The following is a 19,508-nucleotide window of genomic DNA, read 5'->3' on the forward strand; positions in this document are numbered from 1 at the left end:
CCCAGGTTGCCAGCAAATCGGGCGAACCTGGCACGGGGGTCCGGCCCCTGCGGATCGCCATGATCGGGCAGAAGGGGATGCCCGCGACCTACGGCGGGATCGAACGCCACGTCGAGGAACTGGCCAGCCGGCTGGCCACCCGCGGCCATGACGTCACCGTCTACTGTCGGCCCAGCTACGGCTCAATGCCGATGGACCACTACCGCGGCGTACGGCTGCGCCAGGTGCGGACCGTGGCGAGCAAGCACCTCGACGCCATCGTGCACTCCACCACCTCCACCCTCGCCGCCATGCGGGAGCGGCCGGACATCGTGCACTACCACGGACTCGGTCCCGGCCTGGTGGCACCGCTGCCGCGCTACCTCGCCCGCAGCAAGGTCGTGCTCACCGTGCACGGCCTCGACCAGCAGCGGGCCAAGTGGAGCCGGGTCGCCCAGACCGTGCTCGGCGCCGCGCACTGGCTCAGCGGACACGTCCCGGACGCCCGGGTCGCCGTGTCCCGCGGCCTGGCCAGCCACTACCAGACCCGGTTCGGCAACCCGGCCAGCTACATCCCCAACGGGGTGAGCGCACCCCGACACGTCCCGGCCCGGCACATCAATCCCCGGTTCGGGCTCATCCCCGGCCGCTATCTGCTGATGGTCGGCCGGCTGGTGCCCGAGAAGTCGGCCGACCTGCTGGTCCGGGCGTTCCGTCAGATCGAGACCGACCTGCGGCTGGCCATCGTCGGCGGCTCGTCGTTCAGCGACGACTTCGTGGCCCGGGTCCGCGCCGAGGCGGTCGACGACCCGCGAATCGTCTTCACCGGGTTCGCCTACGGCGACCTGCTCGCCGAGCTCTACTCGCACGCCGTCGGCTTCGTGCAGCCGTCCCGGCTGGAAGGACTGCCGCTGACCCTGCTGGAGGCGGCCTCGTACGGCCTGCCGGTGGTGGCCAGCGACATCACCCCGCACGTCGAAGTGCTCGGCAGCGACGCGCCCGGGCGCCGCATCTTCCGCGACGGTGACGTCGACGACCTGATCCGCGCCCTGCGCCAGCTCGCCGCCGACCCCGCCGGTGAACGTGCCGGCGCCGTCGCCCTGCGCGAACGGGTCAGCGCCGACTACACCTGGGACGCCGCCACACGGGAGCTCGAAGCGCTCTACCGGGACCTGCTCGTGCCGCGCCGACCCCAGCTGATCCGCCCTCGCCGACGGGTCCGGACAGAACCAGACGGCTGATGCGCACACCCGGCGTGTCGGCCCATACTGCCTCATCGAGGACCCGGCTAGATTAGCCGTTGCGAGATTCTCCCGGCCTGCCCCGCGCGGGGTGGCCGGCGACGTGTGGCACAGCTCGACCCGGCAGCGGGCGGAGCGGGACAGCGGATCGGCGTGTAGTGACCACAACCCAGCAAGATCCCCGGCCAGCGGACCGGGAGCCGGACGGCGCCGTGCCGCCCGGAGGCGCCGACGTGCCCACGCACGGTCGGTCGGGCGGCGCCGGTGGTCACGTACTCAGCGTCCTCGCCGCTCTGGCCGCCGCGGTGGTGGCGGTCAGCGCCGGCCTGGCGCTCGCCGCCGGCGACCGGCGCGGCGTCGTACTTCCGCTCGCCGTCACCGCCGGCGTCGCCGTCGGTGTGCTGGCCATGACCCGGTTCTCCGGGTACGTGATGCTGATGCTCGCCGTGCGTCCGCTGCTCGACGTGGTCAAGCTCAGCGGGCCGACCGCTGGACGAGCGGACACCGAGCAGGCGTCCCGGCTGACCGACCCGTCGACCATGGTCGCGGTGCTGTTCCTGCTCGCCGCCGGGTTGTGGCTGGCCGCCCAGCTGCGTCGGCACGGCCGGCTGCGTGGTTCGCCGCTGGGCTGGGCGATGCTGCTGGTCGGAGCGACCGCCCTGGTCAGCGCGCTCGGTGCCACCCGGACCACACCGAGCCTGCTGGAGGCACTGCGGATCCTCACCGTCGTGGTCATGTTCGTGATCCTCGAACAGCTGATGCCCGACCGGGCGGCGGTCCGCCGCGTCCTCATCGCCTGCTACGCCTCCCTGGTCCTGGCGCTGGCGTACACCGTGCTGATGACCGCGTTCGGCCAGGTGCCGTCCGAGGTCAAAGGCCAGTTCATCCGGATCAGCGGCCCGTTCAGCCAGTCGACCACGTTCGGCCGTTATTTGATGTTCCTCGTCATCTTCGGCTTCGCGATCCACCGGTTCCTGGCCCGGCGGGCGCGGTTGCTGCTCGGCGTCCTGCTCGCCGTCTCCCTGGTCTTCCTGATGCTCACCAACACCCGCTCGGCGATCCTCGGCGCGGCGATCGGCCTGGTCGTCGTCGCCGTGCTGCACCGCAGCGGGCGGATGCTGGCCATGCTGCTGGTCGTCGCGGTCGCCGGGGTCAGCCTGCTGCCGTCGGTCGGGAGCCGGTTCGCCCAGCTCGGCGAGGACCGTGCCACCGGCGGCGGACCGACCGGCAACACGCTGCAGTGGCGGGTCGGCTACTGGGCGGAGATCATTCCACTGGCCAACCGCAACCCGGTGACCGGCATCGGGCCGAACATGACCCAGCACGAGACCCCGCAGGCCAAGAAACCGCACAACGACCTGTTGCGGGCGTACGTGGAAACCGGTCTCGCCGGCCTGCTGGCGTACCTGGCGATGCTGCTGCTGATCCTGCACACCGCGCGGTCCGCGCTGCGCCGCGCCCCGCCGGGCAGCCTGGACCGTGGCATCGCGGTCGGGTTCGCCGGCTGCGTGGTGTCCTTCATCGCGGTCAGCCTGGCCTCCAACGTCATCTCCAACGTGGTGACGCTCTGGTACTTCGTCGCCTTCGCCGCCGCCGCCAGTGCCATCGCCCATGGCCGCACCGCCAGGCCCGGTCCCCGGACCCTGACGCCACACCATCTCGGTACGAGTAGGAGCACATAGCGTGGAGATCGTCGATTACCTGCGCATCGCGCGCCGGCGGCTGTGGCTGCTGGCCGGTGTGCCGGTGCTGGCCGCCGGTGCGGCCGCGACCCTGGTGCTGATCGCCCCGCAGCAGTACACCGCTATCGCGTACGTCGCCGCTCCCGCGCTGGTCGGCGGGGCCGCCGCCCAGCAGTACACCGGCAACCAGGCGGCCAACCAGTTCGCCGCCGCGTTCAGCGCGGCGGCCACCTCGCCGCGGGTCGTCGACGAGGTCGCCGCCGACACCGGGGTCAGCCCAAACCGGTTGCGGTCCGGCCTGGTCGTCAGCCAGGTCGGCGCCAGCAGCCAGATGGAGATCACCTACCGCTCGCCGGAGCGGGCGAGTGTGGCCCCGGTGCTCGCCGCCACCGCCGAGCGGGCGCTGGCCTTCCTCTTCTCCTCCCAGGTGGCCATCGCCACCGAGCAGGTCACCGCCGCCAGCGCCGACGTCGACGCGGCCACCGCCGCGATCACCACCTGGGAAAAGGAGAACGAGGTCACCCAGCCCGACAAGATCTACCAGGCGACCCTCAATGAGCTGGCCAGCCTGCGTCAGCAGCGGTTGCAGATGCAGGCGGTCGGCAACGGCCGAGGTGCCGACGCGGCCACCGAGGCGATCGAGGCCGGGCAACGCCGGCTCGACACCATCGGGCCGAAACTGCCCGACTACGAGGCCCTGATCGCCCAGCGCGACGCCGCGACCAGCGCACTCTCCTCCGCCCGGCAGGGTCTGCAGGCGGCCCGGGCCCAGGCTCAGGCCGCCGATCCGCAGGAGGTGACCAGCGTCGGCGCGGTCCGCGCGGTCTCCCGTACCCGCAGCCTGATCAACGCCACGGTGCCGGTCGCCGGTGCCGGGCTGCTGCTGGCCGTGGTGCTGATCGCGATGCTGGAACTGCTCGCCCGCAACCGGGCCGGGGAGCCGCCGACCAGCCCGTCTGGCACCCCGACCCCACCGAACGGGCCGGGCCCGCGCGGTGCCGACGACACCCGGGAGATCCCCGCTGCCCGGGCCGGCCGGGTCGGTCGGGCCGCCGCCGTCGGACAGGTGTCCCGGGTCGGTGGCCGGGTCTACGGCTCCGGCGGTGCCCTCGAAGCCCAGACCGGTCGGTGACGTGTCCGCCGATCGATCCTCGGGCGACCGGCAGTCCGCCGACCGGCAGTCCGGTGATCAGCAGTCCGGTGACCGGCACATCCGGGGGATGGCCCGTGGTGGTGGGCTGAACCTTGTCGGTGCCGTGCTCAACCAGGGCGCGGTCTTCCTGGTCATGCTGCTGCTGGCCCGGTTCCTCGGTATCAGCGAGGTCGGCCAGTACGCCCAGTGCTACGCCGTCCTGGCGCTGCTCAGCCTGCTGTCGCTGTCCGGGTTCCGGGCCGGGCTGACCCGGTTCGTCGCGGTGCACCTCGCCGACGACGACCCGGCCGCCGTCCGGGGCACCATCCGGCTCGGCCTGCTGATCTCCGCCGCGTCCGCCGCCGCGATCGCCGCCGCACTGGCTGTCGCCGCGCCCTGGCTGGCCACCGCGCTCAACGATCCCGGCCTGGTCACCGGACTGCGGCTGGTCGCGTTGACACTGCCCGCGCTGACCGTGTGCGAGGCAGCGCTCGCCGCCACCCGGGGCTGGCGCACCCAACGCCCGTTCACCCTGATCGGGCAGATCTACGAGCCCGGCACCCGGCTGCTGCTCACCGCCGGAGCCCTGATCCTCGGGGCCGGGGTGACCGGCAGCTACTGGGCGCTGGTCATCGCCGGCTGGTCGGCGGCGCTGCTCGCGCTGGGCGCGCTGGCCCGGCTGCTGCGCACGGTCACCCCGGGCGAGATCGTCTACCGGCCCCGGCAGCTGTTCAGTTTCTCCACGGTCAGTTGGCTGTCGTCGCTGTCGTCCACCGGGCTGATCTGGGTGGACACCCTGATGCTCGGGTTCTTCGCCAACGACGAGATCGGCGTCTACAACGTGGCCACCCGGCTGGTCACCGTGGCCATCTTCGTCCTCGCGCCGATCAACGCGGCGTTCGGCCCCTATCTGGCGTACCTGCACCACCAAGGGCGCGCCGACGAGGTCCGGCGGATCTACGGCGCCGCCACCGGCTGGGTGGTGCGGCTGTCCCTGCCGGCGTTCGTGGCGTTGCTGGTCTTCCCGGAGGGCCTGCTGAGGGTTTTCGGCGGCGGGTTCGCCGCCGGTGCCGCCGTCACCCTGATCCTCGCCGTCGGGCAGTTGGTCAACGCGGCGACCGGGCCGTGCGGCACGGTGCTGAACATGTCCGGCCGGGTGGCCGTCAACATGTACGACAACATCGCCGCCCTGCTGCTGAACATCCTGCTCAACCTGTGGCTGATCCCGGCGTACGGGATCGTCGGCGCGGCGATCGCCTGGGCGATCTCGCTGGCGGTGGTCAACATCGCCCGCGTGCTGCAGGTCCGGGCGCTGATCCACGCGGTTCCGGTGACCACCGGCATGCTCAAGGGACTGGCGGCCGGGCTGACCGCGCTGGCCGCCGGCCTGGCGGTGCGCTGGCTGGTGCCCGGCTGGCCGGCGCAGTTGCTGATCGGACTGCCGGTGGTGGCGGCGGTCTACGCCGGCGCGGTGCTCGCGCTCGGCCTGAGCCGGGAGGATCTGATGGTGCTGCGCACTTTGCGCCGGGGCGGCCGCCGAGACGGCGGCACCGGCTCGTCTGATGCTGCCGACTCGCCGGGTGCTGGCGGTGCACCGGCAGCACACCTGGAGGAGGCGGCCCGGTGACCGGCAACCGGGGCACGACCGACCGGCTGCGCCGTAGCGTACGCGGGGCGCGGGCCTGGGCGCGGGCGGTGGTGCCCGGCCCGCTCGGCGCGCTACCCGAGTTCCTGATCATCGGCGGGCAGCGCTGCGGCACCACCTCGCTGCACCACTACCTGGCCGCCCACCCGCAGGTACGCCCGGCCACCGGGAAGGAACTGCAGTTCTTCACCGTCCACCACGGGCGAGGGCTGCGGTGGTACCGGGCGCACTTCCCGGTGCGTCCACCAGCGGTACGCAGCTTCGAGGCCAGCCCGTACTACCTGTTCCACCCGAGCGTGCCGGCCCGGGTGTCCGCGGCGTTGCCGCAGGCCAGGTTCGTCGCCCTGGTGCGGGATCCGGTCGAGCGGGCCTACTCGCACTACCTGCACACCCGCTCGTACGGTGCGGAACCGTTGCCGTTCGCCGAGGCGGTGGCCGCCGAGGAGCAACGGCTGGCCGATGCGCTGCGCGACGGCCCGGACGCTCCGGCGGCGCACGCGGCGCTGCGCAACTACTCGTACCTGTCCCGGGGCCGCTACGCCGAGCAGCTGCGGCGCTGGCACGCCCACCTGCCGGCGGACCGGCTGCTGGTGCTGCGCAGCGAGGACATGTACGCCGACCCGGCGGCGGTCTACACCCGGGTGCTCGACTTCCTTGGGCTGGATCCGTTCACCCCGGCGGCATTCGGCCAGCACACCCGGCGTGCCGATCGGGGCCCGGGGGAGCTGACCGCCGAGCTGCGGGAGCGCCTCGGCGACTACTTCGCCCCGCACAACGCCGAACTGGCCGGACTACTCGGCTGGCCGCACACCTGGCCCGCCGTTACGTGAACCGGTCTGGACGTCAGCCGCTCACATGTCCTCCGATTCGGTTTGAACGACATAGAGGGCGGAGCTTCCCCGGCCGCTGTCCATCTCGGCCAGGTGTAGATCCTTGACGGGCACTGCTACCCGCTGCCCGATCGCACCGCTGCCGGCGTCGACCCGGACCTGGACTGTCCCGCCCTGCGGCAACTGCCGGGGACCAACCGCCAGGAACCCGCTGTGCGCCATCGCCGTCTCCTCTCTGCGACAACTCGGCCGAGCCGCCGCCACCCATGATGTCGCCGGAACGTCGCCTGGTTCGACGGCGTTCGAAACGACGTTCCGGCGACATTCGGGGCGACATTTCGACGACTCTGTCGTTACGATCGCCCCCATGACGACCTCGCCGAACGCGACGTTGCGAGCCGTGCGGATGGGCCTGCTCATGAGCCAGGACGACTTCGCCAGTGCCCTTCGTGAGGCCGGCGACCGTGCCGGCGTGCCCAACGACGCCAGCAAGCGACTCGTGCAGCGTTGGGAGGCCGGCGTCATCACGTCGCCACGACCGGCGTACGCACGGGCGTTGGAATCCGTCACCGGCCTGCCGATCGGTTCGCTCGGCTTCACCGTGGCCGTTCCGCGCGCCCGCGTCGCGGACGACGGGCAAGGCGGTCACGACGTCGAAGGATCGAACGTGACCATGCCGGTCCCGAGCGGCGGACCGGTGCCGCGTAGGTCACCGGCCGGCAACTACTCCGGTGTGTGGTTGTCCCGGTACGAGTACTACAGCTCAGGTCGCAGCGACAGGTTCATCGGCCAGCACTACGTGGTCCTGCTCCAGCACGGCGACCGGCTCACCGTCCGCAGTCTGCCCGGGTCGTCCGACGCGCCGCTGACGATGGACCTGACGGTGGACGGCAATGTGATCACCGGAACCTGGGTCGAGCAGACCGCGCCGCAGGGGTACTACCGGGGCGCCCGCTATCACGGCGCGATCCAACTGCTTGCCGAGCCCACCGGGCGCCGACTGGCCGGCAAGTGGGTCGGTTTCGGCAAGGAGATGGACGTCAACACCGGACCCTGGGAGTTGGTGTTCCAGGACGCCAGCACGAACAAGGCGACCCTGGCCGCCTACGACCGCCGGCCCGCGCCCGCGCCGGAGTAGCCGCCCGCTGCCTCATGATCAGTTGACGGAAATTCGGCCGACACGCCGATGAGCGCCCAGCAGAACGTTAAATGATCATGAGTTGATAGCACGTCGTCGAGACTCACCTCGTTCCGTCCACAGCCGAGCGGTCGTCCACAGCGCCACGCCCCACACGTCGTCTGACGCTCACCGGCGCGGCATCGTCGCTGGGCATGAACGAGGTGCTCGCCGCGCTGTGCCGGCGCAACCACGGGGTGGTGACCCGACGTCAGGCCGGTCAGGTGGTGCCCCGCTGGGTGCTGGACGACGCGGTACGCGCCGGCCGACTGCGGCGCGTCCTGCCCAGCGTCTACGTCGCAGCCGAACTGATCGACGACACCCGTCCCGGCGCATCGCATCTGAGCGACCTCGACCCGCGACTGTCTCGACGTGCGGTGCTGGCCCACGTCGACGGTCGGGCCGCGTTCAGCCACACCACGGCGCTCGATGTCTGGGGGCTGCGTGAGCAACCTCGCGACGAGACACGGCACCTGACGGTGCCGCACGGTGTGGGGATACGCGGCCGGGCTGGCCTGAGGGTGCATCACCGACAGGCGTTCACCGTCGGTCCGCCGCAGGTGGTGGTGCGGGACGGAGCACCGGTGACGCGGCTGGAGCGGGCGTTGGTCGAATCGTGGCCGCTGTTGCCGGCCACCGACCGACCGGCCCCGCTGATCCTGGCCGTCAACGACCGTCTGACCACTGCGGACAGGATCGGCACCGCGCTCGACGACCTGCCCCGGTTGACCGACCGCGCCGCGGTGCGGACCTTGCTGACGAAACTGGCCGTCGGCTGTCGCAGCCAGCTGGAAATCTGGGGCCACGATCACGTCTTCGTCGGTGCCGGCATGCCCGACTTCCGACGCCAGTTCGCAGTCCAGGTGCACGGCCGTACCTGTTACCTCGACGTGTACGCCGAGCGGGAGCGGGTCGACTTCGAGCTCGACGGAGCCGCCTCGCACGGCAGCGCCCGCCAGCGCGAGGTCGACCTGCGGCGTGACGCACTGCTGGCCACCGTCGGCATCCAGGTGGTGCGGTTCGCGCACCGCCGGCGGGTGTGCGAACCGCAGCAGGTTCGCCACGAGATCCTGGCCATCCTCGACAAGCGCCGCAGGTCCAGCTGATTACTCGACGCCGTCGAGGATGCTGTCCGGGGAGGCGGTGGCGCGCAGCAGCACCGGGCGGTCGGTGACGATCACCTCGGCCGCGGCTTTGGTCGGGGAGGCGCCGGCCGCCCCGGCGTGCAGACTCGGCGCAGGCGAGATCCGTACCGGGTCGGTGACCTCGCTGGACCACACCACCAGGGTGGACTGCTCGCCCTGCTGGAACGCGACACCGATCAGCCCGTCCCGGCGCACCGGCGACACCGTCGCGCCGCGTGCCGACTCGGCCAGGGTCTCGAACATCCGGCCCGCTTCCCGTTCGGTGCCGTCCGGCTCCAGCAGGCCGTAGCGGACCTCGCTGCCGGCCCGGTTCTGTGGGTTGTAGCCCAGCGGCAGCCACATCACCTGCCGGATCCCGCCGGCCAGCAGCATCGTGGAGACCTTGACGACCTCCTCGGCGCGGCTGGTGCTGTCGCCGTCGCCGTCGCGCCAGAACTGCCCGACCTCCCACGCCTCGACCGGCACTCCGTCCGGGGTCTCGGCAGCCAGGTAGTCCAGCAGCGCCGGCACGCCCTCGTAGTGTTCGTAGTAGTGCACCTGGCGCAGTTGCACCACGCCGTCGTCGAGCAGCTGTTCGGTGGCGGCCAGGAAGTCCAGGTTGCGGACATTGGTCTCGTTGGCCAGCGCGGTGCGTAGCGTGTCGATGTCGGACACCTGCGGGATCTTGCGGCCACGGGTGCCGATGCGGCGCTGGAAGTAGGCGTTGTAGGCCGCGATCGCCTCGTCGTCGCGCCCGGCGGTCACCAGCCGGTCCACCACCCCGAAGCCGTAGGCGACGCTGCTGATCCCCGAGTCGACCACGACGGCCGACGCATCGGCGGCGTGGATCGCCTCGGCGGCCACCGTCACCAGCTCGATGTAGTCCTGCGGGCTGCCCGCCCAGTACTGCTGCGCGTTGACCTCGTTCTCGATCGCGTACTGCCGCACCCCGTACGGGGTGTAGCGGCGCACCACGTCGCCGACGAACTGCCGGTAGGCGGCCATGTCCAGCGGCGTCGCCGACTCGGTCTTGTTGGCTTCGCCGCGTACGTGTTCCGGGGTGCCGCCGGTGACCCAGCACATCTCGGTGCGGATCTTCAGGTTGAGGGTGATGCCCAGTTCTTGGCTGCGTTGGGCGATCTGGTCCAGCGCCGACCAGTCCCGCTGGCCCTGGACCGGCTCGACACCGCACCAGCTCATCTCGTGGTAGGTCGCCGAGCCGGAAAGCTTACGCAGGTACGGCAGGAACTGGTCGTATCGGGACCAGTCCCAGTGGGCGCCGAACGGATGGGTCTGCCCGGCGTACGGCTGCAGGGTCGGCAGCGCCGGACCCGTCGGCAGCACCGGTGGCGGGGGTGGCGTCTCGTCGTCACTGCTGCTGGTGCAGCCGGCGAGCAGCAGCAGGACACCGAGGACGGCGCCGAGAACGGCGGTGACCGTACGGCGGCCGGGAGGGGTACGGCGGCACGCCGCCGCCGGCTGTTCGTTCACCGATAGCCCAACTCGCGCAACATCCGTCCGGAGAAGACCGCCACCAGCAGGCGCAGGAACGGGTCGAGTTCGCGACGGTAGCTGCCCACCCGGGAACCGTAGATCGCCTTCTCGGTGCCGGCGGCGGCCCGCCGTCGATCCGCCTCGGTGGTGTACTTGCTGGCCACGTCGTGCGGCTTGGCCACGTAGTCGAGCACGCCTTGCTCCCAGTGCTCGCCGAGGAATTCGAACAGCGCGCGCATCGACTTCTCCGGTTCGCTGACCGCTTCCTCGTAGCGCAACTCGTAGTAGCGATCAGCGGGCAGCGTGGCACCGACCGCCCGCGCGGTACGGATGTAGCGCGGCCACTTCACCACGCACTTGACCGCCGACCAGTAACCGAACCGCTTACGGTGCGACACCACCACGTCCCGACCGTCACGGATAACGTGCACGATCTGCGCGTCCGGAAAGACCTCGGTGACGAAGTCGAGCGACATGGCGTACAGCGGGGTCTTGTCGGCCCACCGGGCCTTGCCGCGTTCGCGGGCGTAGTCGGCGTGCACCCCGCCGAAGAAGTCGGCGATGCGTCGTAGCCAGTCCTCGCGGGAGAACCCGAACCGGGACAGCCGCTCCCAGTCCGATCCGACGACCCGGCGCAGGTCCGGCAGGAACCGGGTCTCCGGGCCGCAGGAGATCCGCGGGTGTGAGTCGAGTACCAGGCGCAGGAAGGTGGTGCCGGAGCGCTGGCAGCCGACCAGGAATATCGGCGCGGTCGGGGCGGGGGAGTCAGGCATGGTCGGTCCTTTCCACGCTCACCGGAGCACGCCGGTCGGGGTCAACCTGTTGAGGCGGGGTGGGCGGGACAGGGGTGCCGGCGCCCAGCTGACCGGTAAGGTGGTCGCAGAGCGCGCGGACCGCCGGGTCGATCGGCAGTCGGTGCCGGCGCGGGGTCCGGGGAACGATGTGCGCGGCCAGCGCCGGCCGGTAGGTCACACCGAGGAAGTCGCACAACCGGTGGATCTGCCCGGCCGGATCGGAGACCAGGGCGTCGTAGGAGCTGAGCAGTACGTCGTCGCGCTGGTGCAGGCCGAGCCGGAAATAGAGGCTGTTGCGGACGTACCAGAACAGCGCGGCGGCGGTGTGCCGGTCCATCCGCCGGTAGTCGAAGCCGTGGACGATCTCGTAGGTGTCGGCGTCGAGCCGCTGTCCCTGCCAGCGCCGGCCGATGGTGCCGTCGGCGATGGCGGCCAGCGCACGCAGGTTGGAGTCGCCGAACTTGGCGACCTCCGAGCGGGCCCGGTCGTCGACGTCGCGCCAGGCCCAGATCGCCCGGCCCGGTGCCAGCTGCGGCAGGTCGAGCAGTTCGTTGATCCGGTGGCTCTCACACAGCGGCTTGATCAGCACGTACGCGTGCCGGCTGCGCCGGACGACCGCGGTGAGCACCGCGTCGTCGCGCAATTGAAAACGGTGGAAGACCCGTCGGTCGTTCTCGTTGTGCACCTCAAACTCGGCGGCATTTTCCAAGCCGCGGACGAGCATGTTGGTGCCGGAGCGCTGCAGGCCGACCAGATACACCGGTACGGCATCGCCGCGGGTCACGCCGTAGCGCTGCCGCCAGCGCACCTTGGCCCACGCGGTGCCGGCCCGTTCGACGGGGTTGAGCCGGTCCTCTTCGACGAGGCGGCGCAGGCCCTCGGTGCGTAGCCAGCGGGCGTGCCGCGCGACGCGGCGTGCGGTCCAGGCCAGAGCCGAAGGCTCGTCGTCGTGCTTCACCGGTCCTCCCCGGTCAGGTCACCAGCCGTGGTGGCCAGGCTGGGCGAGGTCGCCGAAGGCGTCAGGCTACCCACAGATCGGGGCGAAACGCCAGGCCACAGGCTGGACAGCCACACAAGATCATCCGATCAGCTAGTTGGCGATTCGGTACTGGACTATCCCGGCGCCGGTGCATAGCGTGAGGCAGCAGCCAGGGCGGGTGCCCTGAGCCACCATAACCGGGTGGACGCACCCCGGGATCGAGCGAGCGGGCCGGATAAATGCGTGTCCTCCATGTGAACAAGTTTCTGTATCGCCGCGGTGGTGCCGAGGGATATCTGCTCGACCTCGCCGAACTGCAGCGCATCGGCGGAAACGAGGTGGCATATTTCGGGATGACCCATCCCGACAACGACAGTCCGTTGCGCTACGCGGAGCATTTCCCGTCGTACGTCGAACTGGAGCCGCCGCCGCGCGGACTGCGGCCCCGGCTCGCCGCCGCCGGTCGGATGCTCTGGTCACCGGCGAGCCGTCGCGGACTGGCCCGGGTGATCGCCGACTTCGCGCCCGACGTGATCCACCTGCACAACATCTACCACCAGCTGTCCCCGTCGGTGCTGGCCGCGGCCCGGGCCGCCGGGGTGCCGTGTGTGCTCACCCTGCACGACTACAAGCTGGCCTGCCCCAGCTACCAGATGCTCGATCGGGGGATGGTCTGCGACGCGTGCGTCGGTGGCGGACCGCTACACGCCGCGCGGCGCAGGTGCAAGGACGGATCGGCCTCCGCCAGTACGCTACTCGCCGTGGAGTCCTGGATACACCGACAGTTACGGGCGTACGGCCCGGTCGGGGTGTTCGTCAGCCCCAGCCGGTTCCTGGCCGATGTCATGCGCCGAGCCGGGGTCTACCCGGATCGGATGCGGGTGATCAACCACTTCGTCGACACCAGCGCCATCGCGGTCAAGCCGGCGCCCGGCGGGGGAGTGCTGTTCGCCGGCCGGATCTCACCGGAGAAGGGCGTGGACGTGCTGGTCGAGGCGGTCGCCGCGGTGCCGCACGGCACGACGGTCGACGTCGCCGGCGACGGTCCGGCGCTGCCTGCGGTGCGGGCGCTCGCCGACCGGGTCGCGCCCGGCCGCGTCCGGTTCCACGGCCGGCTGGACAAGCACCGGTTGCAGGCACTGATCCGGTCCAGCGCGGTGGTAGCGGTGCCGTCACGCTGGCACGAGAACCAGCCGATGGCGGTGCTGGAGGCGTTCGCGTCCGGCGTGCCGGTGGTCGGCACCGACCTGGGCGGGCTGCCCGAGCTGATCAGCCCGGGAGTCGACGGCGAGGTCGTCCCGGCCGGTGATCCGGCCGCGCTCGGCGCCGCGCTGGGCAAGCTGGTCGCCGACCCGGACCGGGCGTACGAGATGGGCCGGGCGGCCCGGTCCAAGATCGACAGCCAGTTCACCCCGGAGCTGCACCTGGCCCGGCTGCGCGACGCCTACCGGGCCGCCGCCGCACCGGACCTGGCGGGAGTGCACCGATGAGCCCGCCGGAGCCGGCCGGCGCCGCGCCACCGGTGCGGGTGCTGTACCTCGCCGGTAGCGGGCGTAGCGGCAGCACGTTGATCACCACGATCCTCGGCCAGATCGACGGCTGCTTCGCCGCAGGCGAGGTGCGCTACCTGTGGCAGCGCGGGTTGCTGGACAACCGGCCCTGCGGGTGCGGCGCCCCGTTCGGGGGGTGTCCCGCCTGGTCGGCGGTGCTCACCGAGGTGCCCCGACCGCACGACCCGGCCGGGATCGCCCGGCGGTTGCGTACCCGGCTGCGGATGCGGGACCTGCCGGCCCTGTTGCGCCGTGCCCGCGCCGGCCGGCGGGCCGTGCCGGCGCACCCCGACGACGCCACCATCGCCGCCGTCTACCGGGCGCTCGCCCGCCAGGCCGGTTACGCCGGGGACGGTCGACCGCCGGTGGTCGTCGACTCGTCCAAACTGCCGCCGTACGGTGCGCTGCTGCGGGAACTGCCCGGCATCGACCTGCGCGTGCTGCACCTGGTCCGGGACCCGCGCGGCACGGCCTTCTCCTGGCGGCGCCGGCGCGGCCTGGACGGCGTCGCGGACGCCAAGTTGATGAGCCGGCCCCCGGTGTGGAAAGCCGCGCTGCTGTGGCGGGTGTGGAACGCGGCCACCGTGCGGCTGTTCGCCACCGCCGGGCCGGACCGCTACCTTCGGGTGCGCTACGAAGACGTGGTCGCCGACCCGGTGCGCCAGTTGCGGCGCATCGCCGAGTTCGCCGGACTGGACCCGGACGGGCTCGCGATCGACGACGCCGGCCGGGTCCGGCTCGACCCGACCCACTCGGTCGCCGGCAACCCGGCACGGCACCGCACCGGTGCCGTGCCGATCAGCGATGACGCGGAGTGGATCCGCGCGCTGCCCCACCACTCGTACGCGACCGTGACCGCCGTGGCCATGCCCCTGCTGCGCCGGCTCGGCTACCCGGTACGCCGGCCGCCTGGTCCACCGGTGTCGTCGGCCTCGGCCGCCCCGGCGCCGGCGTTGACCAAGGAGGGCTGACCTGATGCTGTCCGTCGTGGTGGGCACCGGACGGTGCGGCTCGACCCTGGTGCAGGAGATCCTCGCCCGGCACCCGGGTGTCGGGTTCGTCTCCGGGTTCGACGACAAGCTGCCCCGGCTCAATTTGTCCGGCCGGCGCAACGGCCGGCTCTATCGCCGCTCGGTGCCCCGGCCGGCCGGGATGACCTCACTCGGACACAGCCGTCGGCTGCTGGAACGTGGCCGGGTGCGGGTAGCGCCGTCCGAGGCGTACCAGTTGATCGACCGGCAGGTGATGGCCGGCTACTCCAAGCCGTGCCGGGACCTGCGGGCCGATGATTTGACCCCGTACGTCGAGCACCGGCTGCGGGCCTTCTTCGACCGACGGATCGAGCGGCAGGGCTGCCAGGTGCTGCTGCAGCATGTCACCGGTTGGCCGCGGACCGGTTGGCTGCACGCCGCGTACCCGGATCTCAAGGTCGTCAACGTGGTGCGCGACGGGCGTGCGGTGGCCAACTCGTGGTTGCAGATGGGCTGGTGGGACGGCTGGCGAGGGCCGGACAACTGGTTGTTCGGCCCGCTGCCGCCCGAGTTGCGGGCCGAGTGGGAGGAGGCGGACCGGTCGTTCCCGGTGCTCGCCGCGCTCGGTTGGAGGATGCTGATGGGCGCGTTCACGCAGGCCCGCGCGGCGCACCCGGCGGATCAGTGGCTCGACGTGCGCTACGAGGATCTGCTGAGCGCGCCGCGGGACGAGGTGGCGCGGATGGTGGAGTTCCTCGGCCTGGACTGGTCGCCGGCATTCGAGCGGGGCTTTCGCCGCCATGAGTTCCACGCCGGCCGGGGCGCGGCGTACCAGCGGGAGCTGACCGCGGTCCAGGTGTCCGCGGTGGAGCGGGTGCTGGACAAGACCCTAGCCGAGTGGGGCTACTGAGCCGGCCGGGTGCCGAGCCGGCCGGGTGCCGAGCCGGCCCTATCGCTGGCGGCGCTACGGCCGTAGAGTGAAGCCGGCAGGCCCTCCGACGGGCCGGTGTCCGGGCGGCAGGCGCAACCCGCCCGGTCGCATGCAGCGACCCGATTCGGCGGGCCCGCGCGAGCGATCCGCACCGGTTGCCGTGCCGGGTGCCGTCGCAGCACCGCAAACGCACCGGACCGTCACCTCGCGCCGGTCCATCGAGACGCCGCGCGAGCGGCGCCGATCACTGTGCGCCGCGTCGCGGCGCGGGTTCGGGATCCCAGCCACGACTACGGGAGAAGGACCATGGCGCGACCCATCACGCTCTTTACCGGCCAGTGGGCCGACCTGCCGTTCGAGGAAGTCTGCCGGCTCGCCTCGGAGTGGGGCTACGACGGCTTGGAGATCGCCTGCTGGGGGGATCATTTCGAGGTCGACAAGGCGCTGGCCGAGGACGGGTACGTCGACCGCAAGCGCCAGACACTGGCGAAGTACAACCTCGACGTGTACGCGATCTCCAACCATCTCGTCGGCCAAGCCGTCTGCGACCATCCGATCGACGAGCGGCACCAGGGCATCCTGCCCGGGCGGATCTGGGGCGACGGCGAGCCGGAAGGGGTCCGCCGCCGTGCCGCCGAGGAGATCAAGGACACCGCCCGGGCGGCCGCCAAGCTTGGCGTGTCCACCGTGGTCGGCTTCACCGGATCGTCGATCTGGCACACCGTGGCGATGTTCCCACCGGTCCCGCCGGAGATGGTCGAACGCGGTTACCAGGACTTCGCCGACCGGTGGAACCCGATTTTGGACGTGTTCGACGACGCCGGGGTGCGGTTCGCGCATGAGGTGCATCCCAGCGAGATCGCCTACGACTACTGGACGGCCCGGCGGACGCTCGACGCGATCGGGCACCGGCCGGCCTTCGGTCTCAACTGGGACCCGTCGCACTTCGTCTGGCAGGAACTGGATCCGGTGAACTTCATCCTCGAGTTCGCCGACCGGATCTACCACGTCGACTGCAAGGACGCGAAGGTGCGTACCGGCGACGGTCGGCGCGGCCGGCTCTCCTCCCACCTGCCCTGGGCCGACCTGCGGCGCGGCTGGGACTTCGTCTCCACCGGACACGGCGACGTGCCCTGGGAGGACTGCTTCCGGGCGCTCAACGCGATCGGCTACAGCGGGCCGATCTCGATCGAGTGGGAGGACGCCGGGATGGACCGGCTGGTCGGGGCGCCCGAGGCACTGCGGTTCGTCCGCTCGCACGCCTTCGACGCGCCAACGGCGGCCTTCGACGCGGCATTCTCCAGCAGCCGGGACTGACCGTCCGGCGGCTGTCGCGGCAGGCGACCGAGGCGGGGCCGGGCACTACGATGGTGCCCGGCCCCGCCTCGGCGTCGCGCCGGCTCAGCTGGTGGCGCCGCCGGAGCTCTTGCCGGTGCTGCTGCTCCCCGGTGTGTCGTCGGGGGCGCCGATCTCCGCCCCGGTGCTGGCGAGGCTGTCGGTGTACGGGGTCGCGTGGCTGTACCCGTTGAGCTTCTCGCCCAGCCGGGTGTGGCTCAGCCGTTCCTTGCCCTCTGCGTAGATGCGGTTGGCCTGGGCCTGAGCCACGCCTGCGGCCTCCTGCACCGTCGGGTGGTCCATCACCTTGCGGGCGTTGAGTACGAGCTCGTCGTACCTCTCCCGGCCGGCACGGGCACCGAGGATGAAACCCACGGCCACCCCGCCGATGAACCAAAGCTTTCCGCGCATGGCGGCTCCTTTCCGTACCTGACCCCGGTGTGCCTGCGGCAGCCGAGGTCCGAAAAGGGGGTTCGCGGCCCGGCTGGTCGGTGGGCGACCCGGTCGTGTCATGTCCTGCGTTGTCTGCTCTCCTCCCTACCCATCCTGCTCCTTTGCTACGCGTCTTGGCACCCCCACTCCACTTTTTGTCCGGTTCGCCGGGGCCGGCCGGTGGACCGGCGGATCGGACGGTGGACCGACGGACCCCGGTCGCGGCCGACCACCCGGTCATCCGGGCCCGGGCGACGTCCTGTACTCTTGTGCCGTCGCAGGCGGCCGGACGGCGAAAGCCGGCGACGCGGCGGTCCCCCGTAGCTCAATTGGCAGAGCAGCCGGCTGTTAACCGGCAGGTTTTTGGTTCGAGTCCAAACGGGGGAGCTTTCCATGAGCACCTGGCGGACCGGATCGATACCGGGCCCGTGGTCCGGCGGTTGTCCGATCCCGCCGATCACTCACAGTCCGTTACGGTTCAGCTCGGCGATGAAGTTGCGCTTGCGGCGATTGGCTTCCCGTAGCTGGGTCACGTAGCCGGCGAAGTCCTCGCCCGAGCGCGCGAACAGCGGACGCATGGTCAGCAGCAGCCGGGCCGCCTGTTCGTATCCGGTGCTGTTGGTCTGTCCGACCGCGGCGGCGACCATCGGCCGGTAGACGGCGACGGCGTCGGCCGGGTGGGTCCGGGCGCGCCTGGCGGTGACCGCCAGAACCACCGGATCGGTGCAGCGGTGATCCTGGGTCACGTGCCATGCCTCGGCGTCCTCGCCCTCGTCGAGCAGAACTTGGGCCAAGGTGTCCGCGGCGGACCAGTGCGCCCGGTCCTGCGCCCGACGGCGCAGCGACTCCAGCGCCCGGGCACGGATCGGCGGCCAGTGCGGGCTCCGTCCGGCGGCGGCGCGCAACGCCCGGTAGGCGCTCTCGCTGCCGTCGACGACGAAGTGTCGTTCCCGCAGTCCGATCACCTCACCGTCCCGGCCGGTCTCGCGGTAGAGGTCCGCGAGCAGGTCGACCAGCGTCGTCAACCGGTGGTCATCTGGACCCTGGCCGGTGTCGAAGCCGCGTTCCAGCCAATCGATCGCTTCAGCGGTACGCCCGGCTTCGTGTAGCACCTGGGCCGCCCGAACAAACTGGTGCGGTCCGGACAGATCCTGGGCCAGGAACTCGACGAGCGCGTCCGGATCGGCGCTGACGCGGAGAAGCTCCTCCTGCAGGCGCCGCAGGTGCCACCGGCTGCCGCCGGGCTCGGCCGCTGCGGCAACGGCAAGGCGTTCGCGGTAGCGATCGAGGCCGGTGTCGCCGAGCAGGTCGAGCACCTCGGTCAGCGTGACGTCCGGCCAGTCCGGGCCGGACACCTGGAAATCGACCAGCCAGTCGGCGAGTTCGACCTGGTCGGGTGGGACGGCCGCGCAGGCCTGCAGGTACAGCTGCCAGGCCTGGGCAGCCGACTCGGTGATCGGATAAGCCCCGTCGGCGGTCCGGTTCGCGGTATCGCCGAGGTGGCGTGCGGCGCGGCGGAGCAGCGGCTGTACGGCACCGGCGTGCGCCGGTACGAGCCGCCGCACCACGTCGAGTAGCTCGTCGGCGCCGGTGACGTAGTCGTCGACCGCGTCGTGATCGAGCCAGTCGACGTCGAGCAGGTCGACCTGTCGGCTCAGCCCCGGCAGATCCGGCAGGGGCGCGGCGGCCAGTGCGGCCAGTTTCAGCTTTCGGAACAGGCTGGAATCGGACTCGGCCCGCTCGGCCAGCAGCTCGACCAACTCCGGATGGGTCAGGGTGGCGAGGTAGCCACGGACGTCGAACTTTCCAGGATCGGATGATCCGTCGTCAGTCAGGACGGTGCCGCCCGACGCCGAGCCGCGCAGCAGGTACAACCCGACGGCGACACAGTGTTTGCAGAAATTTCCCTCCTGCCCGTACGGGCAGGAACAGTCGCCGTCGAGGTCATCGTCGAGTTCACCGGTCAGCCGAACCTTGTACCGGCCGATGGAGCCGGGCACGACCGCGGTGACCCCGTCCGGCAGTTCGCCGAGGCCGGTGACGGTGTCCACGTAGTCGAACGCCCGCGCGTACGAGCGACCGCCGGCCAGGGCACGCAGATCCGTGTCGCTGAACCACACCACGGCGAGCAAACTATCAACACCGGGGCGTCGCCGGGCACGGCGGTCGCGCCGCGTCATGGCGTGTCTGGTTAGGCTCGCCTATCCTTACC

17 protein-coding genes and 1 tRNA gene are annotated in these 19,508 nt (G+C 71.4%); 12 read left to right on the plus strand and 6 right to left on the minus strand.

Annotated features, from left to right (window positions below):
* Positions 1-59: 59 nt before the first annotated feature.
* The 5 genes from ACN27F_RS27910 to ACN27F_RS27930 all read left to right on the plus strand — a co-directional run bounded on the left by ACN27F_RS27910 (position 60) and on the right by ACN27F_RS27930 (position 6,509).
* Entirely contained in the window at positions 60-1,220 is a 1,161-nt protein-coding gene (locus ACN27F_RS27910; RefSeq protein ID WP_421438386.1) for a glycosyltransferase family 4 protein, read from the plus strand.
* A 158-nt stretch (positions 1,221-1,378) separates the two neighbouring features.
* The gene (locus tag ACN27F_RS27915; RefSeq protein WP_421438387.1) at positions 1,379-2,902 is read left to right on the plus strand and encodes an O-antigen ligase family protein; all 1,524 of its coding nucleotides are present in this window, start codon (positions 1,379-1,381) and stop codon (positions 2,900-2,902) included.
* A gap of 1 nt (position 2,903) precedes the next feature.
* Positions 2,904-4,034 (plus strand): Wzz/FepE/Etk N-terminal domain-containing protein, encoded by a 1,131-nt coding sequence (locus ACN27F_RS27920; protein WP_421438389.1) that lies wholly within the window; start codon positions 2,904-2,906, stop codon positions 4,032-4,034.
* A gap of 1 nt (position 4,035) precedes the next feature.
* Positions 4,036-5,661: a flippase gene (locus ACN27F_RS27925; RefSeq protein WP_421438390.1), complete on the plus strand. Its 1,626-nt coding sequence runs from the start codon at positions 4,036-4,038 to the stop codon at positions 5,659-5,661.
* Complete coding sequence (locus tag ACN27F_RS27930) at positions 5,658-6,509, plus strand: sulfotransferase family protein (RefSeq protein ID WP_421438391.1); 852 nt, start codon at positions 5,658-5,660, stop codon at positions 6,507-6,509. Before ACN27F_RS27925 ends, ACN27F_RS27930 begins: the two co-directional genes overlap by 4 nt.
* Positions 6,510-6,530: 21 nt before the next feature.
* On the opposite strand, the gene ACN27F_RS27935 is transcribed toward ACN27F_RS27930, so the two are convergent.
* Positions 6,531-6,731, minus strand: coding sequence for a hypothetical protein (locus tag ACN27F_RS27935; protein WP_421438393.1), 201 nt, complete (start codon positions 6,729-6,731; stop codon positions 6,531-6,533).
* A gap of 145 nt (positions 6,732-6,876) precedes the next feature.
* On the opposite strand from ACN27F_RS27935, the gene ACN27F_RS27940 reads away from it, so the two are divergent.
* A complete protein-coding gene (locus tag ACN27F_RS27940) occupies positions 6,877-7,647 on the plus strand; it encodes a helix-turn-helix domain-containing protein (protein ID WP_421438395.1) in 771 nt (256 codons plus the stop codon).
* A 194-nt stretch (positions 7,648-7,841) separates the two neighbouring features.
* Positions 7,842-8,792, plus strand: coding sequence for a DUF559 domain-containing protein (locus ACN27F_RS27945; protein WP_421438396.1), 951 nt, complete (start codon positions 7,842-7,844; stop codon positions 8,790-8,792).
* Here the strand turns inward: ACN27F_RS27945 and ACN27F_RS27950 are convergent, their stop codons facing one another.
* From ACN27F_RS27950 to ACN27F_RS27960, 3 genes are read right to left on the minus strand one after another with little or no spacing between them, the layout of a single operon-like run.
* A complete protein-coding gene (locus ACN27F_RS27950) occupies positions 8,793-10,301 on the minus strand; it encodes a hypothetical protein (protein WP_421438398.1) in 1,509 nt (502 codons plus the stop codon). It abuts the gene before it with no gap.
* Entirely contained in the window at positions 10,298-11,077 is a 780-nt protein-coding gene (locus ACN27F_RS27955; RefSeq protein ID WP_421438400.1) for a sulfotransferase family protein, read from the minus strand. The genes ACN27F_RS27950 and ACN27F_RS27955 overlap by 4 nt, the downstream gene beginning before the upstream one ends.
* Positions 11,070-12,056, minus strand: coding sequence for a hypothetical protein (locus tag ACN27F_RS27960; protein ID WP_421438402.1), 987 nt, complete (start codon positions 12,054-12,056; stop codon positions 11,070-11,072). The genes ACN27F_RS27955 and ACN27F_RS27960 overlap by 8 nt, the downstream gene beginning before the upstream one ends.
* A 275-nt stretch (positions 12,057-12,331) precedes the next feature.
* On the opposite strand from ACN27F_RS27960, the gene ACN27F_RS27965 reads away from it, so the two are divergent.
* The 4 genes from ACN27F_RS27965 to ACN27F_RS27980 all read left to right on the plus strand — a co-directional run bounded on the left by ACN27F_RS27965 (position 12,332) and on the right by ACN27F_RS27980 (position 16,846).
* Entirely contained in the window at positions 12,332-13,567 is a 1,236-nt protein-coding gene (locus ACN27F_RS27965) for a glycosyltransferase (RefSeq protein ID WP_421438404.1), read from the plus strand.
* On the plus strand, positions 13,564-14,598 hold the full coding sequence (locus ACN27F_RS27970) for a sulfotransferase family protein (protein WP_421438405.1): 1,035 nt from the start codon (positions 13,564-13,566) through the stop codon (positions 14,596-14,598). Before ACN27F_RS27965 ends, ACN27F_RS27970 begins: the two co-directional genes overlap by 4 nt.
* A gap of 4 nt (positions 14,599-14,602) precedes the next feature.
* Positions 14,603-15,508, plus strand: a complete 906-nt coding sequence (locus ACN27F_RS27975; protein WP_421438407.1) for a sulfotransferase family protein — start codon at positions 14,603-14,605, stop codon at positions 15,506-15,508.
* A gap of 327 nt (positions 15,509-15,835) precedes the next feature.
* Positions 15,836-16,846 (plus strand): sugar phosphate isomerase/epimerase family protein, encoded by a 1,011-nt coding sequence (locus ACN27F_RS27980; RefSeq protein WP_421438409.1) that lies wholly within the window; start codon positions 15,836-15,838, stop codon positions 16,844-16,846.
* An 84-nt stretch (positions 16,847-16,930) separates the two neighbouring features.
* On the opposite strand, the gene ACN27F_RS27985 is transcribed toward ACN27F_RS27980, so the two are convergent.
* Complete coding sequence (locus ACN27F_RS27985; RefSeq protein ID WP_421438410.1) at positions 16,931-17,275, minus strand: hypothetical protein; 345 nt, start codon at positions 17,273-17,275, stop codon at positions 16,931-16,933.
* A gap of 335 nt (positions 17,276-17,610) precedes the next feature.
* Between ACN27F_RS27985 and ACN27F_RS27990 the strand changes: the two genes are divergently transcribed.
* Positions 17,611-17,683, plus strand: a tRNA-Asn gene (locus ACN27F_RS27990).
* Positions 17,684-17,757: 74 nt separating this feature from the next.
* Here the strand turns inward: ACN27F_RS27990 and ACN27F_RS27995 are convergent.
* Complete coding sequence (locus ACN27F_RS27995) at positions 17,758-19,476, minus strand: SWIM zinc finger family protein (protein ID WP_421438412.1); 1,719 nt, start codon at positions 19,474-19,476, stop codon at positions 17,758-17,760.
* Positions 19,477-19,508: the final 32 nt, after the last annotated feature.

The sequence above is a fragment of the Solwaraspora sp. WMMB335 genome, assembly GCF_049179075.1.
Lineage (GTDB): Bacteria > Actinomycetota > Actinomycetes > Mycobacteriales > Micromonosporaceae > Micromonospora_E.

Excerpts from the sequence above, each read along its gene's own strand:
- ACN27F_RS27985 (WP_421438410.1), bottom strand. The coding sequence starts at position 17,275 with ATGCGCGGAAAGCTTTGGTTCATCGGCGGGGTGGCCGTGGGTTTCATC.
- ACN27F_RS27945 (WP_421438396.1), top strand. The coding sequence starts at position 7,842 with ATGAACGAGGTGCTCGCCGCGCTGTGCCGGCGCAACCACGGGGTGGTG.
- ACN27F_RS27955 (WP_421438400.1), bottom strand. The coding sequence starts at position 11,077 with ATGCCTGACTCCCCCGCCCCGACCGCGCCGATATTCCTGGTCGGCTGC.
- ACN27F_RS27910 (WP_421438386.1), top strand. The coding sequence starts at position 60 with ATGATCGGGCAGAAGGGGATGCCCGCGACCTACGGCGGGATCGAACGC.
- ACN27F_RS27970 (WP_421438405.1), top strand. The coding sequence starts at position 13,564 with ATGAGCCCGCCGGAGCCGGCCGGCGCCGCGCCACCGGTGCGGGTGCTG.
- ACN27F_RS27940 (WP_421438395.1), top strand. The coding sequence starts at position 6,877 with ATGACGACCTCGCCGAACGCGACGTTGCGAGCCGTGCGGATGGGCCTG.
- ACN27F_RS27980 (WP_421438409.1), top strand. The coding sequence starts at position 15,836 with ATGGCGCGACCCATCACGCTCTTTACCGGCCAGTGGGCCGACCTGCCG.
- ACN27F_RS27935 (WP_421438393.1), bottom strand. The coding sequence starts at position 6,731 with ATGGCGCACAGCGGGTTCCTGGCGGTTGGTCCCCGGCAGTTGCCGCAG.
- ACN27F_RS27975 (WP_421438407.1), top strand. The coding sequence starts at position 14,603 with ATGCTGTCCGTCGTGGTGGGCACCGGACGGTGCGGCTCGACCCTGGTG.
- ACN27F_RS27995 (WP_421438412.1), bottom strand. The coding sequence starts at position 19,476 with ATGACGCGGCGCGACCGCCGTGCCCGGCGACGCCCCGGTGTTGATAGT.